Raw genomic sequence first — 20,990 nt, forward strand, 5'->3', positions numbered from 1 at the left:
CTCTTAATGCTCATAAAAAAACGCCTTTTTATAAAGGCGTTTTTTATTTGATCAAATGATTACTTTTAATCAGCCAAACAATCAATAAACCAAAATCACAGCAAGTATGAGGATGGCTCTCTAACTATAGTCGGTGAAAAGTAATATCGATACAACACGTACTGCTGGTGCAAATTTTTCTTGCTTGCTGTGCCTACGCAGACAGAGGCTGCAAAAAATTTACACCAGCAATACTGTAGCGATTTTAAAGTATTTCAACTATACAATCTTTAGAATTGCCAACTATAAACCACATCCACGGCATTTTCTGCTGCTGATGTTGCCTCTACATAGATACGGCGAGTCAACTGATAACGTATAGACAGGCTATTTTGTGCATTAAAGACGCCCACACCATAGCGGATATATAAGTCAGGCGTCACATAGCCGGTGACATTGACATTGGTGTCTTCGCTGCTGCCTGAAGCATCAACCGTTAAGCTTTGGAAGCCAAACGCTTGACCGATTTGATTGGTCAAATTACGTGTACCGCTCAGCCCAAAGCTCAGCCCAGCGGCCGCTAAGTTATTGGTGACTTGAGATTTAAAGCCTTGCTCACTGATTTGAGTAGCACTTTGATTATTAATACGACCCGTGACCAAGGCATTCATCGCCTGCTGCTGCGTAAGCCCCGCATTATTGAAAACGATAATATTAGGGCTTTCAGTATTGCCTTTGACGCGGACACCGACTGTTTTACCGCTGATATTTTTGACAGCTTCGATACTTAAACTCGGTTTCATCACATCGCCGTTAAAGCGCACTTGACCATAATTAAGCTCTAGATTTTGACCAAAAGCATTAATATTGGTACGACGTGAGACCTGTACCACCCCTTTTGCACGCATGATGCCTGTACCACTTTGAGTGACATGAATGGCACCTGCTAGAGGAATCACGGCCCCAAAACCACGGAAATTAATGTCATTACCCAAATCGATACCGATATCAGCATTGATTGACCAAGGTTTCGAGATAGCCAAAACCTCATCAATATTACCGATAAGACGACGGTCAAGTACGACAGCGTCTTCGGTCTGAGTAATGATATTTTCACTTGCCTCTGGCGGATGAATAGTCGCTGAGGGCACACTAACTGCCCCAGTGATATTGACATAGCGATCGGCTGGACGAACGATAATATCGATATCAGGATTGACACTCGCTACTAATAATGGCGGCTGGGTTAATATCAACCCCTTACCATCGATACTCAGCTTTGCCTGTAGCTTTTGTTGCCAATTGACAGTACCGGCAATCGTCCCTTTACCCGTGCCACTATTGTACTTACCATCGATAGTCGCTTGAGTACCACGGATTTTGGCAGTGGCATTAACTTTGGTCAAATTCACTGGCAAATTAAGCATCGCCATTCGACCATCCGCTAATTTTACATCACCATAAAACTGTGGCTTATCCAGTGTGCCACCCAAACCGCCTGCCATGGTGATATTACCTTCGAGCACGCGCATACCAGGGAAGAAAGGTTTGAAAATAGCCAAATTAAGCTCATTGAGCACCAACGCACCTGATATAGGTTTGGGCGTCTTATACGGATCAACAATGACTTCTGCATAACCACGAGCACCATCACCCGTATTGATATCTGAGCGTATTTTTAGACCCTTCGGTACAGACACAGCAATGAGCGAGATACGCTTATAAGGTAAGGTGATAGGCAAGCTATCACCGTCTTGAATTAAGCCAATTTTACCGTTGTCAGAATATAGGGTGGTATTAATAGTCGGTGGACGACCACGTTGCCAGCCAACAATCGCCTTACCGTTAATCTTGCCATGCCAATCGATATCTTTTGGTAAAAACGCCGAAAATAGCGAGGTGTCTATTTTCTGTATCGCCAAATCAACTTGACCACTAGCAGCGGAAGCGATGAGGTTTTCACGTAAACACAACTTACCTATTTGGTCAGTCGTCTGCCAACAATGTGCCGCTAGCTGTATTTTTAAGTCCGAGCTATTCTTACCTTGTTTCTTAGGCAAATTAACAATCAGTTGCGCCGGCTGCAATTGATTTAAGGTTGCGTATTTGGACTTAACTTGACCCTTGCCGATGACGCCTGACCAGCTGAGCTTATCTCGATTAAAGCCACCTTTGAGCCTTGCTGAGATATTGAGCTTCTCATTAACCAGATCGAAATCAACCACATGAGCTTGTTCAGTGCCATTAAAGGCTGCGTTAAGGTTTTTAAAACTCTGCCCCGCAGCTTCCAATCCTTCGGCAGTGACAATAAACTGGCTTGGACTGTTTGCCAAGTTAACCAGTTTGCCGCGTATACGACCTTGACGTAATATAAAGCCTGGCAGCGAGATACGCTCACCAACCAAATCAACATAGATCGTCGGCAATGCTTGTCCTGCTGGCTGTGACAAAGTAGCACCGCCCGAGACTTTACCACCAAGCGTGTCTGAGAGCTGATCAAGATTTGTGATATTGATTTTAGCTTGTAGCTGTTTGGCGTTACCATTGGCGGTGATGTAATTATCACCCCAACGCAGTACCAAATTATTTGCATCTAAGCTTTCGATTAAGGCGTTTACTTGCTTATATTGTGCCTGCGCATCTTGCTTCTGCAAACGTTGAAAATAGCTTGCCAAGTCTTTTGGTAGATGTAGTTTGGCTGTCAAGCTGCCCTTGGCGCTAAGCGGTTGACCTTTTAACATCCCACTCAAATTCACTTGTTTGATATTAATCGTCTGTTGGGTATCGCCCCAACGTCCACTGGTATCAATAGTGCCGGTAATCGTACTCGGTATGTCTTTAACAAAGTAACCTAAATTAAAGCGATCCATGACCGCATCAATATCCCAAGCAAGACCTTGACGCACATCAACGGTGCCTTTAGCGTCTATACTGCCTGCTGCACCTACATGTCGGAAGCGCTTGATACGAATGAGCTGTTCATTAGCACTGGCATCAATAGTCAGTTTACCTGCTGGCAATTGCTCAGCATCTAGGATCCCATCAAAGTTTACGACAAAGTTTTTCAATACCCCTTTTGCCTTAGCATTATTCTTTGGCGGACTTTGCCACTCACCAGTGGTTTTTAAATCACCAGTAATAATGGCAGCATTATTGGGCAAGAAATAACCCAAATTAAACTTATCAAAGCGCCCATCTAGCGTCCAGCCAATATTGTTACGTAGGTCAATGACACCATTGGCTTTGACCGCACCTGCTTCGCCATTATAGTTTAACTTGCGAATACGAGTCAGATTTGGCGTACCAGCGGCATCGATTGACAGGCGGCCTTTTGGCACATCAGCGGTATCAACTTGACCATCAAAACGCGCATCAAAGACCGATAGCTTACCACCGATAATATCGACACTGGCATCGCCACTGCCGGTAATACCGATAGTACGACCTTTCTGCGTAGCATCCAACTGCGCCTGCAAATCCGTATTATTAAAATTAATAATATGACGCTGACCTTTGACACGGTTTTTAGTGATATTCAGCAGTCGTCCACGCGCACTGATACGCCCTGTTAGGCGCTCAAGTGGTATGCCACTGCGGTATTTTTTGGGTAATAAGCCATTGGTACGTGCATCAATCTGCCAAGTAAGCGGACGTTTTTTATTTGCCAGTTGAATCTGACCTGTCCCTGATAAATCGCCCACTACTCCTTTATAGTTTAGACGATTAATATCAATAACATTGCCCGCCTTACTGAGTCTTACATCATAGTTGCCTTTAGGCGCAGCATTGAGCTCGTTGATAATGGCTTTACCATCGACCGATAAACGTGAGCCGTGGACAATCACATTTGCTTGCCCACTAGGGCTATTGATGTTACCGATATTAGGGATATTTTTACGCACAAGGTTTTGCCACTTTGCATCGATATACCAAGGCGCGACTTGTTTAGATTTGGCTGAGGTTTTTCCACGGACAATATTGGCATTGACTTGCTCGCCATCATGCTGACGTAAGGCGGCATCCATTTCCATATTACCCGCATTGTTTTTATGCTGATAATGAACGGACAATCGACCGTTTAATTTTTGTGGCGCATATACTTTAAAGTCTGCATATTGTTTAGGAATTACGCGCCGCACATCAAAATTACTGCCGCTCGCTCTTACCTTTGCATCAAAGCTGCCTTTCCAATCTAAAATACCTTGCAATATCAAGTTGCCAGCGGCAACATCCGCATCTAAGCGATCGACACGTAACTGACGATTAGCAAAAATGGCGCGTCCTTGATAATGTCCTGAGGGAATATCTTTTGCGGTCAATTCCGTATTGATACGCAGGCGTATCTCTGAGATCACACCTGCTGCGGTCGCGATACCACTCTTTAAGAGGATGTTTTGATTGTCTGCATAAGGAACCAGAATATCGTCCCATTCAAGCTTTGCCTGAAACGGTGCATCATAATCCAAACCTTGCACCACAAAGTCACCACTAACCGCAGCATCATTGTAGCGGCTACTGACCTTACCAACGGTGCGCTTTAACGTGCCTGTTGCGGTGATATTTAAGGGATCAATATAGGCTTTTTCTAAAGCACTGACCTCTACAATAGCACTCAAATCTAAAGGATAGTCGCCTTGTAAATCAGCATGACCCTCTAAAGCACTAACTTTAACAATATCGCCATACTGCAAACTACCACGACCAACCGTTACCATACTGCCAACCCAAGTCAAATCACGGGCCTCAACATCATGCACGACAATCGGGTCTCGGGTCACTTGCTTATAAACAATGGTTTTTACTTTTGCGTAATCAAAACGCAGATTGACTGGTAAGCTTAAGGTCCTATAATCGAATCCCTCGCCCGTTGGCGGTTTTTTATTGATAATCTCGATGGTCTGTATGTCTGCATCACGCAAATGCACTTCTTTAGCAAAAACTGCACGCCAGCCTATTTTGACATAGGCTTTATCTACCAATATCTCAAGATCTTCATTGGCAACGATATCGATATCAGTGAGCCACAGACCATCGCGCAGATTGCCGCTACCATATTTGAACTCAACACCCGTTTCTGCACTGATTTTTTCTAAAATAAACTTAGTGCCTGACTCAGTACCCGCCGCATATAGGAAGATGACAAACATAATCGCCAGCACGATAAAAATCAGCACCAGCAATTTGAGCACAAAAGATAATGGATACCAACGCCTTACAGCGCGGGCATCTCGTTGTGCTGGATCTTCATCCAATGGCTTATTAGGCAGGGTGTTTTTGGTCGACATGGCACTCAACTACGTTAAAGAATGATTACCAGCAATCGCTAGAATAATAAATACAACAGCTCTTTTTATATACTATTTTTATAAAGGAGAGCCAATAAACAGATGTAACCTGACTGGAATACTCTCTTCTGTCACGCCAGCGGCGACATCGACGCGCACCACGCCAACGGGCGATGCCCAGCGAATACCAACGCCGACGCCGACTTTAGTATCTGTGTCAAAATCTTTGTCATAAGCATTACCAATGTCAGTGAAAACGGCACCGCGAAAGCCGGGTTTAAACTCATAGTTATACTCTGCACTACCGACCGCGAGGATTTGCCCACCAGTCAGATAGCCTTTATCTAGTGGTGATAAGCTTTCGTAGTCATAACCACGGATACTTTGGTCACCACCAGCAAAGAAGCGCAGTTTATAAGGTACCTCATCAAAGTCATCTGCCCAAATATAACCGGTATTGATACTGCCAAGCACTTGATGCTTATCATCGGCACCAAAGCTATAAATACCGCTGACGCCAGCGCGAGCGATTGCCAGATTGGTATCACTAAGCGCTTTGTCAGCACCCGCTTCAATCGAATAATATTGGCGGATACCGCTAGTAGGATTAGTCGCACTGTCCACATCTGTTTTACTAACGCCATAACCAAGTAATAATGCTTGCTGTCTAGGCTTTGAGGACGTAAAGCGAATAGGAAGGTTGTTTAACTGCGCTTCATCATCAATACCCGTTTCTAACTCATCTAAACGGTAACGCAGAGAGTAACTGCGATTCCAACCACTTTCACGGCGGATATTACGCGCTAGCGACCCTTTTAGGGTTTTGGTAGACAAATCGAAATTGCCTTCACCTTGATTAATCGCCTCTTCTTCATAAATCAAACTTGCTTCAAGCTTGTCATTCAAAGGGTGTTTCCATGGCCGGCTAGCATAGACACCGACATTTTTAGTAATTCTCGAAACTTCTGTCTCAAGCCCTGCCTGATAGCCTTTACGATTGAGCAAATTATAATCTATTTTCGCGGTTGCACGGACACCCGTATCCGTACCATAACCAATACCCACCTGAGCATCGCGCGGTTTATTCGCCGCCACAAACACGTACAGTGGTACTTTCTTGCTCTCTAACACTTCTTGCGGTGTTTTACGCCCTACCAATGTCGGTGGCACGAAGTTCTCATCCGCCAGTATGCTTTTCTCATCAGGGAATATCTTTTGTGCAACGTCACTGATAGCATCACTTATTTTGCCTAAAATACTGTTTGAATCTTGGCCTTTTTCATCCAATACACGATCATTTGGCAGACGGCTTAAGCGTTCTGCTTTTTGCTTAATCGCCTGTAGCTTCTCAAGCGTCTCTTCATCGGCTTCAAATTCAATAGCAGTAATATCGGCAGCATTCACTTTTTCCCCGCTATTGGTATAAAGCTCGCCGTCATTGCCAACACCCTCTATTTGGCGAGCATTAACATCAGTAGCATTGTTCACTTCGTCATCTGTCGTTTCAATAGTATTGTCAGCATTTGGTGAGTTATCAAAGGCTAAGGTAGCATTTTGCGTGCGCTCATCTGGCGGCAAAATCGACTCAACGTTGATGGTATTAAAATAACGGGTCGCCGATAAATCATTACTGAATTTGGTCACCGCAGGACGATAAAAAGGGTCGCCCTCCTTAAAGTCGAATAACTGTCTTAACAATGACAATTCAACTGGCAGTTTTTCAGGGTCACGTGTCAGTGTTCCCGAGTCTTCATCATAAGTAAAAAACACCACTTCATCAAACTCGTAACGATTGCCGGTATTGTAAACCAGCGAAACATCCGCTGTGTTGTCAGGTAAGATAATATCGACAGATTTATTTAACCAATCTTGATCAAAGTAACCGTAAGTATTACTGAGCGACTCAAGGGCAGATTTACTGTCTTTATAGACGCGGTGGTTAAAAATATCACCCTCTTTTGGTGGCAAATCTTTTTCTAACGCAGCAAATTCTTTTTGCTCACTGCCTGCACCGCGAATATCGACAATTCGACTATCGACGCGTACTGGCTCACCCAGCTTTTCAATGATGACATCAATCGTGTCTGTATAAGGCTGGCGTAAACGCAAAGTCACGTCATAGTAACCAACCGCTTTTGCCGCATCTAATGCGGTTTGGCGTAAGCGTGGTAGTGCTGCTGTAAAGTCAACAACGGATTGCACGGTGGTGTCATCAAGCGCCGCCTTGATGTTCTTAATGGGCTGCACATCATCATCTGCTTTGATTAGTATGGGCTTGGCAGCCTTATTATTGGTACTGTCAGCCGCTGCTTGTTGCAAATAAATCGTGGTGTCTACATATGGTAGCGCAAGTGAGCCTGCATTAAACAACCGATTATAGAGACGCTTGACGATATTGCCTTTATTACGCGCCATCGGGCTTGGCGTTTTGGCTTGCTCGATACTTGCGCTAACCGCCTCAGTATCATTTTCATAACCTGGAAAATAGTCATCAGGATTGATCGAATTTTCTGTATTTTTTGCTTGATTGACGTTGACTAAAATGTCGTTATCAATCATCTCACTGGCATTACCGCTACTGACAGCATCGCTAACAGTAATAGGACGCGCCATAATCTCTGCGGTTTCATTAATGCCTAATGTGTCTAAATTGCTTGGTGTCGGCAGATTGGTCGCATCCAACTCCACATCCAGCCCAAGCGGCGGCGTGCGATCGTCTAAAGTAGCTACGGGCGCAGCAAAGCCACTATTATTACTAGTGCCAATTCTATCCATATATTGTGCGTTTTGCCTGTCCATCGCCGCAAGCTCACGATCAATCTCTTCAGGCGTCATCATCTGATAACCCTGCTGCTGTATCGCTGCGGCTTGCTGCTCTAAATTTTGGTTTGTATCAGAAGCTTGCGCATCATCAGAAATAGCCGCTTTGGAGGTTTTTGGCAACGCTGCTGTAGCAATCTTTACCAGTATTTGGCTGTTTGTAGCGCTGTTATTTAAATCAGTAGTAGCAGCAAAAGCGGCAGGGGCAAGACTACAGCCAAAGCCGACTAAGCTTGTGGTCAATGCACTAAAAAGCGCTGTGCGGGTAAAATAAAGACGCGGAGTATCATTAGTATTAATAGCAGCGCTAGATTTTATTGAGTCATTTTGGTGGTCTGAAGTGTCAGGCGACATCATTGCTAAATTGTGCGCTGGCGTTGAAGGCTGGTGTTTCATATTCATTCCTATTCCCTCACGCAGTGCAAGGTTGCTGACGCTGACGACTACTAAGTCTTGGCGGTATATACAGTGATGACAACGATTGTAATGAACTAAAGCAATTTTTTAACTTGCAACTCTACTTTTTATCTGACGGTTTAGCGTATGATTGAAGCATGAGCACGTAATTAGTATATAAAAAATTACTCGCATCAGACCATTTCAGCGTTGGCAAACCTTTGCCATTACTCACTCTATTAGAATTCAATCGGCTAAAATCTACAAATCATAACTTAGTTAATTATGAAATCATAGCATTGGACGTATGTATTTTTGCATTGGACGTATGTATTTTTACCAAAGCCTTGCTATTATACGGCTTAACATTGGTAAAACCTATGTCATATTTAGTTAAGTTTTTGATAGCGTTGATAATTATCACAATATTAATGGCTGTCTTATCCGTTTTGCTTCACTTTTACTTCTCTTGACCCATTTGTAGGAATTTTCATGGCCAATCAGTTTCAGTTATTTAAGCGTCGCCGTTTTAGAGCCATGTTTTTTACCCAATTTTTGGGGGCGTTTAACGACAATATTTTTAAGCAAGCACTGATATTGCTGCTGACCTACACGGCGGCAAGTCAGCTTGGCGTTGAGGTCAGTATTTTAAATAACTTGGCGGCAATGTTATTTATTTTGCCGTATTTTCTATTTTCGGCGCTGGCAGGACAAATCGCTGACAAGTTTGAAAAGTCTAAATTGACTCGCTTTACTAAGCTGCTTGAGCTGTCAATTATGGGGATTGCGGCAGTGGGCTTTATCTTTGAGTGGTACGCACTATTATTTGTCGCGTTGTTTTTGATGGGTACACAATCTACCTTTTTTGGGCCTATCAAATATGCCTATTTGCCACAAGCGATGCAAGAAGATGAGTTGGTCGGTGCCAATGGTCTGTTTCAAATGGGTACATCACTAGCGATATTACTCGGTATGATTATGGCTGGCCTCCTAACCCAAATACCGCAGCCGCTATATTGGATTAGTCTGACGGTACTAGTAGTCGCGATATTAGGTTATTTTTCCGCCCGATCTATACCTATCATGCCAGCGATGCAGCCTGATTTAAAGATTAATTGGAATATCTTTACGACCAGTGTGTCAACGGTACGCTATTTATATTCGTTACGGTTTTTATTCTTTGTCATCTTGGGCAATAGCTGGTTTTGGTTTTATGGCGCCACCTTTTTAACCCAAACGCCTGAATTTAGCAAAGTCCTTTTACACGGCGATGAATCAGTGGTAATTTTCTTACTGACCTTATTCTCAGTTGGGGTATCCATTGGCTCATTATTATGTAAAAGACTCACCAAAAATCAGGTCAGCTTACATTTATTACCTTATGGTATCGCCGGTTTAAGTATTTTTGCTATCGACTTGTATTTTTCACTGTCAGGATTGTCGATTGATATGAATACCGAGGCATTAATCGGAGTTGGCGGATTATTTGATATCCCTGGTAGCTGGCGCGTTTTTGTCGATTTATTCTTTTTGGGCTTTAGTGGCGGCTTATATATCGTCCCTTTATATGCGTCTATGCAGGCGTATGCACCCAAAAGCCACCGTGCTCGCATTGTCGGTGCCAATAATATCTTTAACGCCATTTTTATGGTTGGCTCCGCTATCTTCTCTATCGTTGTATTAAATAGCTTAGGTATGTCACTACCGCAATTATTCCTAGTCACAGGCTTGCTCAATATTGCCTTTGGGATATTTTTATATGCAAAGCTGAATAAACATATCAAACATACCAGCATCCAAACCCATGATGACCAGCTAAACAGACATGATTAAAGGGTTTGAACCAACAGTATTGATAACAACTTTCATTATAAGTCTATTGTCGAGCGCGTAATTATTATGATGCCGACCATTGATATTGTTTGCTATAGTAAGGTCTATGATTAAGTAGTAGTGGCCGTTGCAACGCTTTAAAAAGCTCATAGCAACACGTCGTTCATAATAAATAATGCCATCAGGAGTGAACCATGGCTTTGCGTCCCTTATCCAAAATCGATCAATTACTGCTTGGGGTAGACAAGGCATTGCGAGCGGTCGTACCGCACTCCAATCCGAGTACCCGTCCTCTGCCCGTGAGTAGTGATGAGATTCCTGAGCTGAGTATCACAGAATCGCGGCACGTTGCAGGGCTGATGCGTATCAATCATACCGGAGAAGTATGCGCGCAAGGGTTGTACCATGGGCAAGCATTTACGGCAAAAGATGAGAATGTCAAACAAGCCATGCAGCAATCGGCTGAAGAAGAAGTTGACCATCTGGTCTGGTGCGAGACCCGTTTGAGCGAGCTTGGTAGTCATCCGAGTGTGTTTACACCCTTATGGTATGGTATGTCGTTTGGTCTCGGCGCGGTAGCAGGTGCCATCTCTAACGATTTTAGCTTGGGGTTTGTCGCTGAAACGGAAGCACAAGTTAGCGAACATCTACAAGATCATATTGGACAATTACCACCGCAAGATCAGCGCTCAAAAGAGATATTGGCACAAATGGATAGCGAGGAATTGCATCATCGTGAGTTGGCACTTGCCAATGGCGGCGCTGCATTGTCGCCACCCATACGCCATACCATGCGCTGGATGGCAAACCGCATGAAAGCCACGGCCTATCATCTTTAATTGATTTACTTTGAAAAACACATTGCTGTAAAAACTGCCTCAGTAATAACTTTTAACAATCCTACCATGGTTCGCATTGATATTAATTTGCTAGGGTATAAAAAAATTGTACGATTTTGCCTTAACTGTATGAATACGACTTAGATATCTAGCAGCTATCCAGCAATGAATTTCTCAATAACGACTAAATAGACAAAACAACGATTAAATAAGGTAACTATCTTTATGAAAGTCATCAGTCAACCGACCCACTCGCAGCATAAGTTTGCGACTTTAACCGCAGTAGCTGCAGCTTGCGCCATGATGTTATCTGCGCCTGTCAATGCTGCCGAAGTTGATGCTTCAGCCACTGCAAACACTGCTGTACCAAGCGCGATTGACTCAAGCAAACGAGTGATTCGTCTTGCTAGACCTAATGCAGTCATTGCTACTCAGGCGGCAACTACTGCTCAAGCAGAAGCAGCAACAAGTACTGCTGCACAAGCAAGTGCTCAAGCAAATATCAACGCTACTGAACAAAGCAGCACCCAAGTTACTAATACTCAAACCAACAATATACAGCCCAATCGTGCTCCTCAAAATACTACCCAAAATCAAGTAGCACAAGCCAACCAAAATACTGAGCTTACAGGGACAACGCGAGTTTATGAGCGTGGACCAATGGTTGCAACGGGTATCGATTTACGTAGTGGTCAACTACCAAACATTCCAACGCCGCAAGTGCACCTTTCAGACATCAGCTTTGTACCTACCATCTTAATAGCACAGCAAAAAGGTCTTGGCACCGACAAACTGGATGTCAGCTTACTGGATGATTTCATTAAAGAGGTGTCGCCAAATGCACGCCACTATCCACCAAATTTCCCTAACCGCACCCAACGTCACAACGCTCGCGAAAAAATTAAAGTATTAACCGACTGGATTGAACCTTATGCCAAATCGCTTAATGCTTCTTACGATGTGCTATTACGTGCAGCTAAGTTAAATGGTATGGGACGTAACTTAGATTTAGGTTCAGAATATACGGTACGCGGTGGGCAGTATATTGACCGTGCCATCAAAATCAAACCGGATAGCGGCGAAGCCAACTTTATCTATGGCATGATGCTCTCAGAAGGCGGCGGTTTTAAGGAAGGTCAAAAGTACCTTGATCAAGCGGTCAGCTTAGGCTATACCGAAGCTGAGCAAAGTTTGGCACAATCAGATGTATTGAGTGATCGCCGTGAAAAAGCGCTAGAGCGTTTGCGTCGTTTGGAGCAAAAAGTCCCAGACAACACGGTTATCCGTCAGCAAATCAAGCTAATCGAAGACGGTAAGTTTTACATTTGGGATTTACCAGCATCAAATATTAAACCAAATATGTAAATAAAATCCTTATAAACAAGGTGGCGTATAAAAAATATGTCATCAAAAATAGCTAAAAGAGTATTTAAAAAATACTTAATAATCATCAATCTAGCGTCTTTTTTTATATTGAGAACTTAACAATATAGACCAAAGACGCTTTTTTTCGTCAAATATAAATGCGCACTATAAAAGCGATAGTCGCAGCACCAAACTTCCGCTACACTCATTCTAATATAATTGCTATTTAATAATACGTGCCTGTCCATTATTCACTGGAATTACCTATGATTTTCGCTGACCCTATCAATAATGCGCCGACAGCTACTCATAAAAATAAGACACCTTTAGCTATATTGGCACTGCTATCAGCTATGGCAATATTAATACTACCTGCTTGTAGCGCTGTCTCTGTCAATAGACAGGCATCTGCCAAGACGATTTCGGCGCAGCGAGGTAATATCGTCACTGATAACAAGCTAAGTAGTGATACCGCGTCATTGTTATTGTCAGCAGGACTTAATGAGCAAGCCTGTATGCAGCAATTTGAGCTGTGCTTAACGCAGCTTGCTGACAGCATGCTTAATAGGCATTATCGCCCAGCACTGGCAGCATTTTCAGAGCTGCACTATGCAAAAGCGCGCCAACTCTCTACCTCAAAAAGCTGTAGCGATGCGCTCGCCCGCCCACCACTTGATCCCTATTATGCCAATGCGCCTTTAGATGATGCCGAAGCTAAGACGCAGCAAAGCAAAACTGAGATATGTTTAATCGAGTATCAAGAGCGTCTCTTTGACGCCCTCAAATCTAGCTATACCTATTTATTCTATGACAGCTTAGCGCATGATTTTGAAGGAGCCGATAAAAAAATAAGCGGCTCACGTACTAGAAACCGTATCCCAAGTAATATCGATATCCAAACTCAAGATATCTACAATGCCGCCAGTAATGATGTTATTACTCAGCTTTATCAATCAACAGGTGACATGAACCAATTGATGCGCAATGTAAAAGTAGAGCATCTTGCCACGACAGCTAATAGCAACACGCATGATGGTAATGAGCTTGCCGCCATTGCCAATCACTCGCCTGTTCAGGGACAGCCGACCGATCAAGTCAAAGTAATGAAGGTGCAAGTAGACAATTATCATCTGAACGTCTATTTGCCCAATGAAAATAACTATCTTAAAAATGCCAATGAGAAAAATTCTGCGCTTGCAGACTTAGTGTCTACTTACGAGCTGCGCTTGTCAGGGCTAAACTCAATTAGCAAGCGACCGGGTTTAGGTATCAGTTTGGTGGCGTCATTGGACGATCGCTACACCACCACTATTCGTCAGTTATTACTCTCTGCGCTTTCAGGTCAACTCAGCCAAGAAGCTGCTAATGGCAGACTTGGCAACAATAACTCAAGCAACGCCACAAAAGGCGCTCAAGAAGAAGATGCCAGCTTGCGCATTTACCCTACTGGTCATTTGCTAATGACGGGACTGATTAAACCTACTGGCACTAGTGTGCTCGACACCCTAAGTAGCGAGCAGCTCGATATCCATTTATATAATCCATATCGCAGTGAGAGCGCCTCTATATTAGGCGATGATTATCCACTGGCAGCCAACTTCTCTGCCGGTTATGGGCTCTGGCTGGCAGAAAATCAGCTCGATGGTGTCGGCTATCTAAACCTCATTACTCGCCAAAAAGAAGCCAGTTTACCCAAACTCTTTATGCTTGAGCCTTATGACCCTAACAAACGCGTAATTATCATGCTGCATGGTCTGGCATCAAGTCCGGCAACGTGGGTCAATTTGACCAATGATATTTTTAATGATGATAAATTACGTAATAACTATCAAGTATGGCAAATATTTTACCCAACCAATTTGCCTATTTTAGAAAATCGCTATCAAATCCAAAAATTAATCAATGCCACTTATCAACAAACTGACCCAAATGCTAAAAATCTTGCCAGCAAAAACAGCGTCATTATTAGCCATAGTATGGGTGGCATCATTGCTCGTATGATGTTGTCTGATGACAACTTGGCAGACAATTTGGATGCCTTAGACGACAAAAACCTATTGGCAAATAGCAGCCAACGTCAGGTCGATGCCATGCTTAAGCAAGCACTGACTAATAAGGAGCTAGGCAACCGATTTGAATTAAATGCACTGCCGCAAGTTGATACCGCCGTCTTTTTGTCCTCACCCTTTCAAGGTACTGACTATGCCGATCGTTGGTTTACCCGTGCCTTACGCCGAATTATTTATCTGCCTGTAGGCTTATTAAAAACCGTCACGGACAATTTGGCAACCATTACTATCAAAGGCGATTTGGCGAATAACCCTCTAGGGGCGCTATATCTACAAAATGGTGCCAGTCAATTGAGTGACAAATCTTCTTTTATTCAATTAACCAAAGACATTAGCATCAATAAGCGTATTACTTATCATTCGATCATTGCCAATAACGATGCCGATATCACAAGAGGTCTGGCAGCAATGCAACCAGCAGGCGTGAAACTTGATTTGTCGCAAGCAGTCATAGAGAATGACGATAGTGTGATTGAGACTGTCGATAGCAGCAGTACCAGCAATATTGAAAACTCAGATAATTTAGACGTTTCAGCTGCCGTGGTTGATGTAGAGATTGCAAAAGACGCACCTACTAAGACAGATACTTTACCGGCTGAGGCGCTGGTCGCTGCCGTTACAGTCAATGAAGAAATTAGCCAAGCATTAACCGAGCGTCTGTCAGATGGTATCGTGCCCTATACCAGCGCGCATCTTGATGGTGCGACGTCTGAGACTGTTATAAATGGCGGTCATAGTATCCAAGAAAACCCACAAACGATTTTGACCTTACGACGTATCTTGCATCAACAATTAAAGCAATAGCTTCATTACTTTTCCAATAGATTTTTTAAATATAGTTGAAATACTTTAAAGTCGCTACAGTACTACTGGTGTAAATTTTTTGCAGCCTCTGTCTGCGTAGGCACAGCAAGCAAGAAAAATTTGCACCAGTAGTACGTGTTGTATCGATATTACTTTTCAATGACTATAGATAGCAAAAATACATTATTAAAAAATGTTGTTTTATATTACTGTTATGTATCTATTAACAACTTTACTTAAACAATAGCTATGACTTGAAAAGCACTCAATTACATTGTTAATCATTTATGACCAATAGGTGTGCAATATGGCTTGATAGCAACTTGCGCGTAAGCATACTCAGGCGCATAATGCTGGAAGAGAAAATATTTTATATAATGCCATAAGAGACATACCTTATAGTTTATAAGGACATAAATTATTAACTTTAACTAAATAGTAGCACTTAAATTATCATAGATAAGGTGTTGTCTAAATGACAACGATAGCCAGTTTTCATTGACTATTGTTCGTAACACTTATTATCTTACTGACATCCGTATCGACGGATAGCTATGAACAATGATTTCAGCGTAACATGGAAGCAAGCGCTATTCAGCTACAATATAAGGGTAACCGCTTATGTTCGCTACATTTATGATTGACCAGCTTGATGCGCTGATGCTTGCGCGTATCCAGTTCGCTTTTGTTATTTCATGGCATATTGTTTTTCCAGCTTTTTCTATCGGACTTGCCAGCTTTTTGACGGTTTTAGAGTTTCGCTGGCTGAAAACTGGTGAACCTATTTATGCCGAAGTGTATAAGCACTGGGTAAAAATATTTGCCGTGGTATTTGGAATGGGTGTGGTATCGGGCGTGGTGATGTCCTACCAATTCGGTACCAACTGGGCAGTGTTCTCCGATAAAGCGGGTAACGTACTGGGTCCACTACTCGCTTATGAAGTATTGACTGCCTTTTTCTTAGAAGCATCATTCTTAGGGATTATGCTATTTGGTTGGGGTCGCGTTAGTAAACGCATGCATCTTGCCTCAACGGCGATTGTCGCTATCGGTACGCTGATATCAGGTTTCTGGATTTTGGCTGCCAACAGCTTTATGCAGACGCCACAAGGATTTATGGTGGGGGCTGATGGTCTACTTTATCCAACCAATTGGTTAGAAATCATTTTTAACCCCTCTTTCCCCTACCGTTATGCCCATATGATGACCGCAGCTTTCTTGACGACTGCCTTTGTTATCGGTGGTATCGGTGCGTATTATCTACAATCTAAAAAACATGTCGAACATCGAAAACACGGTCGTGTCATGCTGGGTATGGCAATGGTGATGGCGATTTTTGTTGCCCCAGTACAAGTACTTATTGGCGATATGCATGGGCTTAATACGCTAGAGCATCAGCCTGTCAAAGTCGCAGCGATGGAAGGGCTTTGGGAAAATGAGCGCGGTGCGCCCTTGGTTTTATTTGGCATTCCAGACCAAAAAGCGGAAAAGAATCACTATGAAGTTAAAATACCTTACGTATCCGGTTTAATTTTAACCCACTCATTTGATAAAGAAGTGAAGGGTCTTAAAAACTGGGCACCAGAAGATCGACCATTCGTTCCCATTGTCTTTTGGGCGTTTCGTATCATGGTTGCCATTGGTATGCTCATGGTATTGGTGGGATTATTTAGTCTGTATAAATACTTTAAAAAACAGCAGTTTAATTCTGACAGTGTTTGGTTCCACCGATTATGGATGATGATGACCCCGATGGGTTTTATCGCCCTACTAGCTGGTTGGTTTGTCACTGAAACTGGGCGTCAGCCATGGACAGTTTATGGTGTCATACGGACGGCTGAAAGCATGTCTCCAGTTGCGGCACAACAAGTCGCAACGACACTGATTGGCTTTATCGTGCTGTATGTGTTTGTATTTGGCGCAGGTAGTTTCTATATCCTACGCTTGATTGCAAAGGGTCCACAGCCGTACGAAAACCCTGCTGATGATAATTTCTATGAGCATTCTATCACTGAAGGTCAAGGTCGCACCCTAAGTGGCGATAGTAATGCCAGTGAAAATATGGAATCAAACTCAGCTAAAGACAATTCAACTAAAAATCTTGATGAGCCTGCCGATGACGTCGAAGATGGAGGGTTACGCTAATGTTTAACTTTGGTGACGTATTAGATTTACCCCTCATCTGGGGCGGTTTAATTGCCCTAGCTGTCTTCGTTTACGTGTTACTCGATGGCTTCGATTTGGGCTGCGGTATTTTATTCCCGTTTGCAGGTTCCGACAAAAATCGAAGCCGCATGATGAACTCTATCGCCCCTTTTTGGGATGGTAATGAGACATGGTTAGTATTGGGCGGTGGTGGCTTATTTGCCGCTTTTCCAGTCGCTTATGGCATTATTATGACAGGGCTCTATCTGCCGGTAACCTTTATGTTATTTGGTTTGATTATGCGCGGCGTGGCATTTGAGTTCCGTTTTAAAGCAACCTCACACCGCTATGTATGGGATACTTTTTTCTTTATCGGCTCTGTGGTTGCTACCTTCTTCCAAGGGATTATGCTCGGTGCTCTAGTTCAAGGATTAGAGGCTAGCAATCGCTTATATACCGGCGGTCCTTTTGACTGGCTCACGCCATTCTCTGTGGTTTGCGGTATCGCCCTAATTATCGGTTATGCGCTACTTGGTTCGACATGGTTGATTATTAAGACTGAGCACAAGCTACAAGTTTGGGCTCGCAAAGTCTCTGGTTGGATGCTGTCAGCACTGGTAGTAGCGATGATTGTCGTCACTGCCTTTATGTACTTCTCAGATATTGATGCGCTTGAAGGCTGGTTTAGTTTCCCCGGTTTATTATACCTTGCACCGATGCCGATTATCGTCTTGGCGTTATTTTTCTTTATGCACAAAGACTTGACTTCAGAGCGTGAATATCGTCCGTTCTTGTTGACCGTCGCGCTGTTTTTGATGGGTTATATTGGTGTTTGTTTTGCGATTTTCCCTTATATCGTGCCATATCAAATGACCATTTATGAGGCAGCAGCAGCGGATACTTCATTATCATTTATGCTTATTGGTGCCGGAATTATGCTACCGATTATTTTGAGTTATACCGCGTTTGCCTACTATACGTTTAAAGGTAAAACCGATCACGAGCATATGTATTAAGCAGTATTCTAAGTCCTAATTCTAAGTCCTAATTTTTCAGGAGAATCCTATGAAAAATCTTAGTAAAAAACAATCGCAATGGGCATGGTTTATTGGTTTGTATGTCGCTGGTTTTTTGACGATTTTTACCATTGCCCAGTTGATTAAATTGGCAATGGGCGTATAAGTATTTATCTATAGTTGAAATACTTTAAAGTCGCCACAGTATTGCTGGTGTAAATTTTTTGCAGCCTCTGTCTGCGTAGGCACAGCAAGCAAGAAAAATTTGCACCAGTAGTACGTGTTGTATCGATATTACTTTTCACCGACTATATCCAGTTAACCATTAATAAAAAACCGCAGCGCTAATCACTTAGGGCTGCGGTTTTCTTATGGGGTTAATTTCTACTGTATTTTCTAAATAACGCTATACCCAATTATTACTTAAGCACCGCAATGGGCATTTTTACCTTTATACCTTTATTTTCTATAAAGGTATTTACCTGATCTAGTCGCTCAGGCGTGCCAACGTCTATCCAATTATCCGGCATGACCTCAGCCGTCACTTGAAATTTTATCATCGCTTGTCTAAGTAACGGTCCAAGCGCGGCTGACTGCCCTGATACCAAGCCATCAACCAATAGCGGCGACACGACACTGATACCAGCAAAGGTATATTTATCGGCATCACCAATGGCTTTCCCGCTTGCTAAACCATTATTAACGGCAAAGTCGCCACCATCATTATGCTCAGGATTATCAATCAATAATAAATGGGCGCGCTGATCTGCGCCTAGCTCATACGTTGTTAATTGCCTAAAATCAAACGTCGTCCATACATCAGAGTTGACTAAGATAAATGGTTTATTTTTTAACTTTCCAGTTTGTAGTGCTTTAAAAATACCACCTGCTGTCTCTAATGGCTCATCTGCTTCAAGTGACCAATGCAGCTGTACGCCAAACTGCGCGCCATCGCCGAGCGTGTCCATCAACTTATCAGCCAGCCAAGAGGCATTAATCGTAATATCAGTTATGCCAGCGGCTTGTAGCGCTTTAATATGCCAAACAATAAGCGGCTGCCCGCCCACTTGCACTAACGGCTTTGGCGTCTCAAGGGTTAATGGACGCAAGCGCGTGCCCTTACCTGCTGCCAAAATCATAGCTTGCGTTATTACCGACATGGATAATCCTTATTTTTGACGAAGTTTAAACAAGGCGAATGCTAATAAATAGGGTTAAATATATTGCTGCACAAATTTGGTTTGATAAGCGGGCAATACATTCTCTCTTACCCATTCATTAAACGGTAACACAGCTTGTTGTAGACGCGCATTGCCTTGCGTACTTAGCCAGTCCAATTCAAACAAAAAGTCACGCATCACTTTAGGGATATCGGCTAAATAACGACTTTTACCATCACGCTCACAAAGCCGGATAAAAATACCAAGCACTTTTAGATGTCGCTGTACGCCTATGATATTGACCTGACTTTCAAACTGCTCAACACTATCTGCTGTTGCCAGACCTGCTTTTGTTTGTAATTGCCAAAAGTCATCAATCCATTTCGTCACTTGCGTTTCTGACCATTCAACATAGGCATCACGCAGCAACGATACTAAGTCGTAACTATGAGCGCCAATCACCGCATCTTGGAAGTCAATCACTCCTAAACGCGTATTGTCCGCCTGATCCTGCATCAGATTGCGGCTATGATAATCACGATGGACGATGACTTGCGGTTGTAATAAAATCTCATCTATCAGAGCTGACTTTAGATTTTCCCATAAGGTAACATCAAGTGTCACGCCAATATGCGGAATAAACCACTCGCTAAATAAGTCCATTTCACGGTTGAGCATTGCGGCATCATAATCAGGCAATTGATGCTGAGATTTCGCCGTCTCTACCGGTATCTGTTGCAGTGCAACCAAGGCCTGCATCGCAGTTTGATAATAGTTATTTACTTGTTCAGGTGTAGCACCAACCAATAAATGAGCGAACTCTACTGCACCAAAATCCTGCAATACCAAAAATCCTTTTGCCACATCTTGCGCTATCAGCGTTGGTACATTGATGGCGTGAGACATAAGATTTGCCACAGTGATAAACTGCTGCATCGCTGCTTGCTCGTCAGCAGAATCCATGACAATATAACGTGCTGTTTTTGTCGCCTCATCCGTATTATCAGCTACTAGCTGAATACGGTGGTAACGGCGAGCACTGGCATCACCCGGTAAGCTATCAAGGGTAAAAGATTGATTCTCGAACACTTGCTGCACCCAGCACTCTAATGACTCTTGGCGCGCATTAATGCCAGGTATCGCAGGTTCTAATATTCGTTCATCGGTAATAGTTTTATCGGTCATAAAAAGCATCGCAGGTTAAATATAAGTCGTAAATGACTAAATGAGTGATAAGTAGGACAAATACTTGCTAAAATAGTGAGCGCTTATTGCACAG

General features: G+C 43.1%; 11 protein-coding genes. 7 read left to right on the forward strand and 4 right to left on the reverse strand.

The window, feature by feature from the left end; all coding sequences use genetic code 11:
- Positions 1 to 269 precede the first annotated feature (269 nt).
- Positions 270 to 5,264: a translocation/assembly module TamB domain-containing protein gene (locus PSYC_RS07815; protein WP_011280774.1), complete on the reverse strand. Its 4,995-nt coding sequence runs from the start codon at positions 5,262 to 5,264 to the stop codon at positions 270 to 272.
- 78 nt (positions 5,265 to 5,342) lie between these two features.
- Positions 5,343 to 8,480 (reverse strand): autotransporter assembly complex protein TamA, encoded by a 3,138-nt coding sequence (locus PSYC_RS07820; RefSeq protein ID WP_011280775.1) that lies wholly within the window; start codon positions 8,478 to 8,480, stop codon positions 5,343 to 5,345.
- A 492-nt stretch (positions 8,481 to 8,972) separates the two neighbouring features.
- Between PSYC_RS07820 and PSYC_RS07825 the strand changes: the two genes are divergently transcribed.
- From PSYC_RS07825 to PSYC_RS12040, 7 genes are all read left to right on the forward strand, one after another.
- Positions 8,973 to 10,313: an MFS transporter gene (locus PSYC_RS07825; RefSeq protein WP_011280776.1), complete on the forward strand. Its 1,341-nt coding sequence runs from the start codon at positions 8,973 to 8,975 to the stop codon at positions 10,311 to 10,313.
- Between the two features lie 200 nt (positions 10,314 to 10,513).
- Positions 10,514 to 11,152 carry a 2-polyprenyl-3-methyl-6-methoxy-1,4-benzoquinone monooxygenase gene (gene coq7 / locus PSYC_RS07830; RefSeq protein ID WP_041758039.1) on the forward strand — a complete coding sequence of 213 codons (639 nt, stop codon included), beginning with the start codon at positions 10,514 to 10,516 and terminating at the stop codon, positions 11,150 to 11,152.
- 225 nt (positions 11,153 to 11,377) lie between these two features.
- Positions 11,378 to 12,517, forward strand: a complete 1,140-nt coding sequence (locus PSYC_RS07835) for a tetratricopeptide repeat protein (protein WP_011280778.1) — start codon at positions 11,378 to 11,380, stop codon at positions 12,515 to 12,517.
- Positions 12,518 to 12,783: 266 nt separating this feature from the next.
- Positions 12,784 to 15,390, forward strand: a complete 2,607-nt coding sequence (locus PSYC_RS07840; protein ID WP_011280779.1) for an esterase/lipase family protein — start codon at positions 12,784 to 12,786, stop codon at positions 15,388 to 15,390.
- 621 nt (positions 15,391 to 16,011) lie between these two features.
- Positions 16,012 to 17,535, forward strand: coding sequence for a cytochrome ubiquinol oxidase subunit I (locus PSYC_RS07845; protein WP_011280780.1), 1,524 nt, complete (start codon positions 16,012 to 16,014; stop codon positions 17,533 to 17,535).
- Complete coding sequence (cydB, locus tag PSYC_RS07850) at positions 17,535 to 18,551, forward strand: cytochrome d ubiquinol oxidase subunit II (protein ID WP_011280781.1); 1,017 nt, start codon at positions 17,535 to 17,537, stop codon at positions 18,549 to 18,551. Before PSYC_RS07845 ends, cydB begins: the two co-directional genes overlap by 1 nt.
- Before the next feature lie 49 nt (positions 18,552 to 18,600).
- A complete protein-coding gene (locus tag PSYC_RS12040) occupies positions 18,601 to 18,717 on the forward strand; it encodes a DUF2474 domain-containing protein (protein ID WP_406621521.1) in 117 nt (38 codons plus the stop codon).
- A gap of 253 nt (positions 18,718 to 18,970) precedes the next feature.
- On the opposite strand, the gene murU is transcribed toward PSYC_RS12040, so the two are convergent.
- The gene (murU, locus tag PSYC_RS07855) at positions 18,971 to 19,711 is read right to left on the reverse strand and encodes an N-acetylmuramate alpha-1-phosphate uridylyltransferase MurU (RefSeq protein WP_011280782.1); all 741 of its coding nucleotides are present in this window, start codon (positions 19,709 to 19,711) and stop codon (positions 18,971 to 18,973) included.
- Positions 19,712 to 19,765: 54 nt separating this feature from the next.
- The gene (locus PSYC_RS07860) at positions 19,766 to 20,896 is read right to left on the reverse strand and encodes an aminoglycoside phosphotransferase family protein (RefSeq protein ID WP_227500319.1); all 1,131 of its coding nucleotides are present in this window, start codon (positions 20,894 to 20,896) and stop codon (positions 19,766 to 19,768) included.
- Between the last annotated feature and the right edge of the window lie 94 nt (positions 20,897 to 20,990).

This window comes from Psychrobacter arcticus 273-4 (assembly GCF_000012305.1).
Taxonomy (GTDB): Bacteria; Pseudomonadota; Gammaproteobacteria; order Pseudomonadales; family Moraxellaceae; genus Psychrobacter; species Psychrobacter arcticus.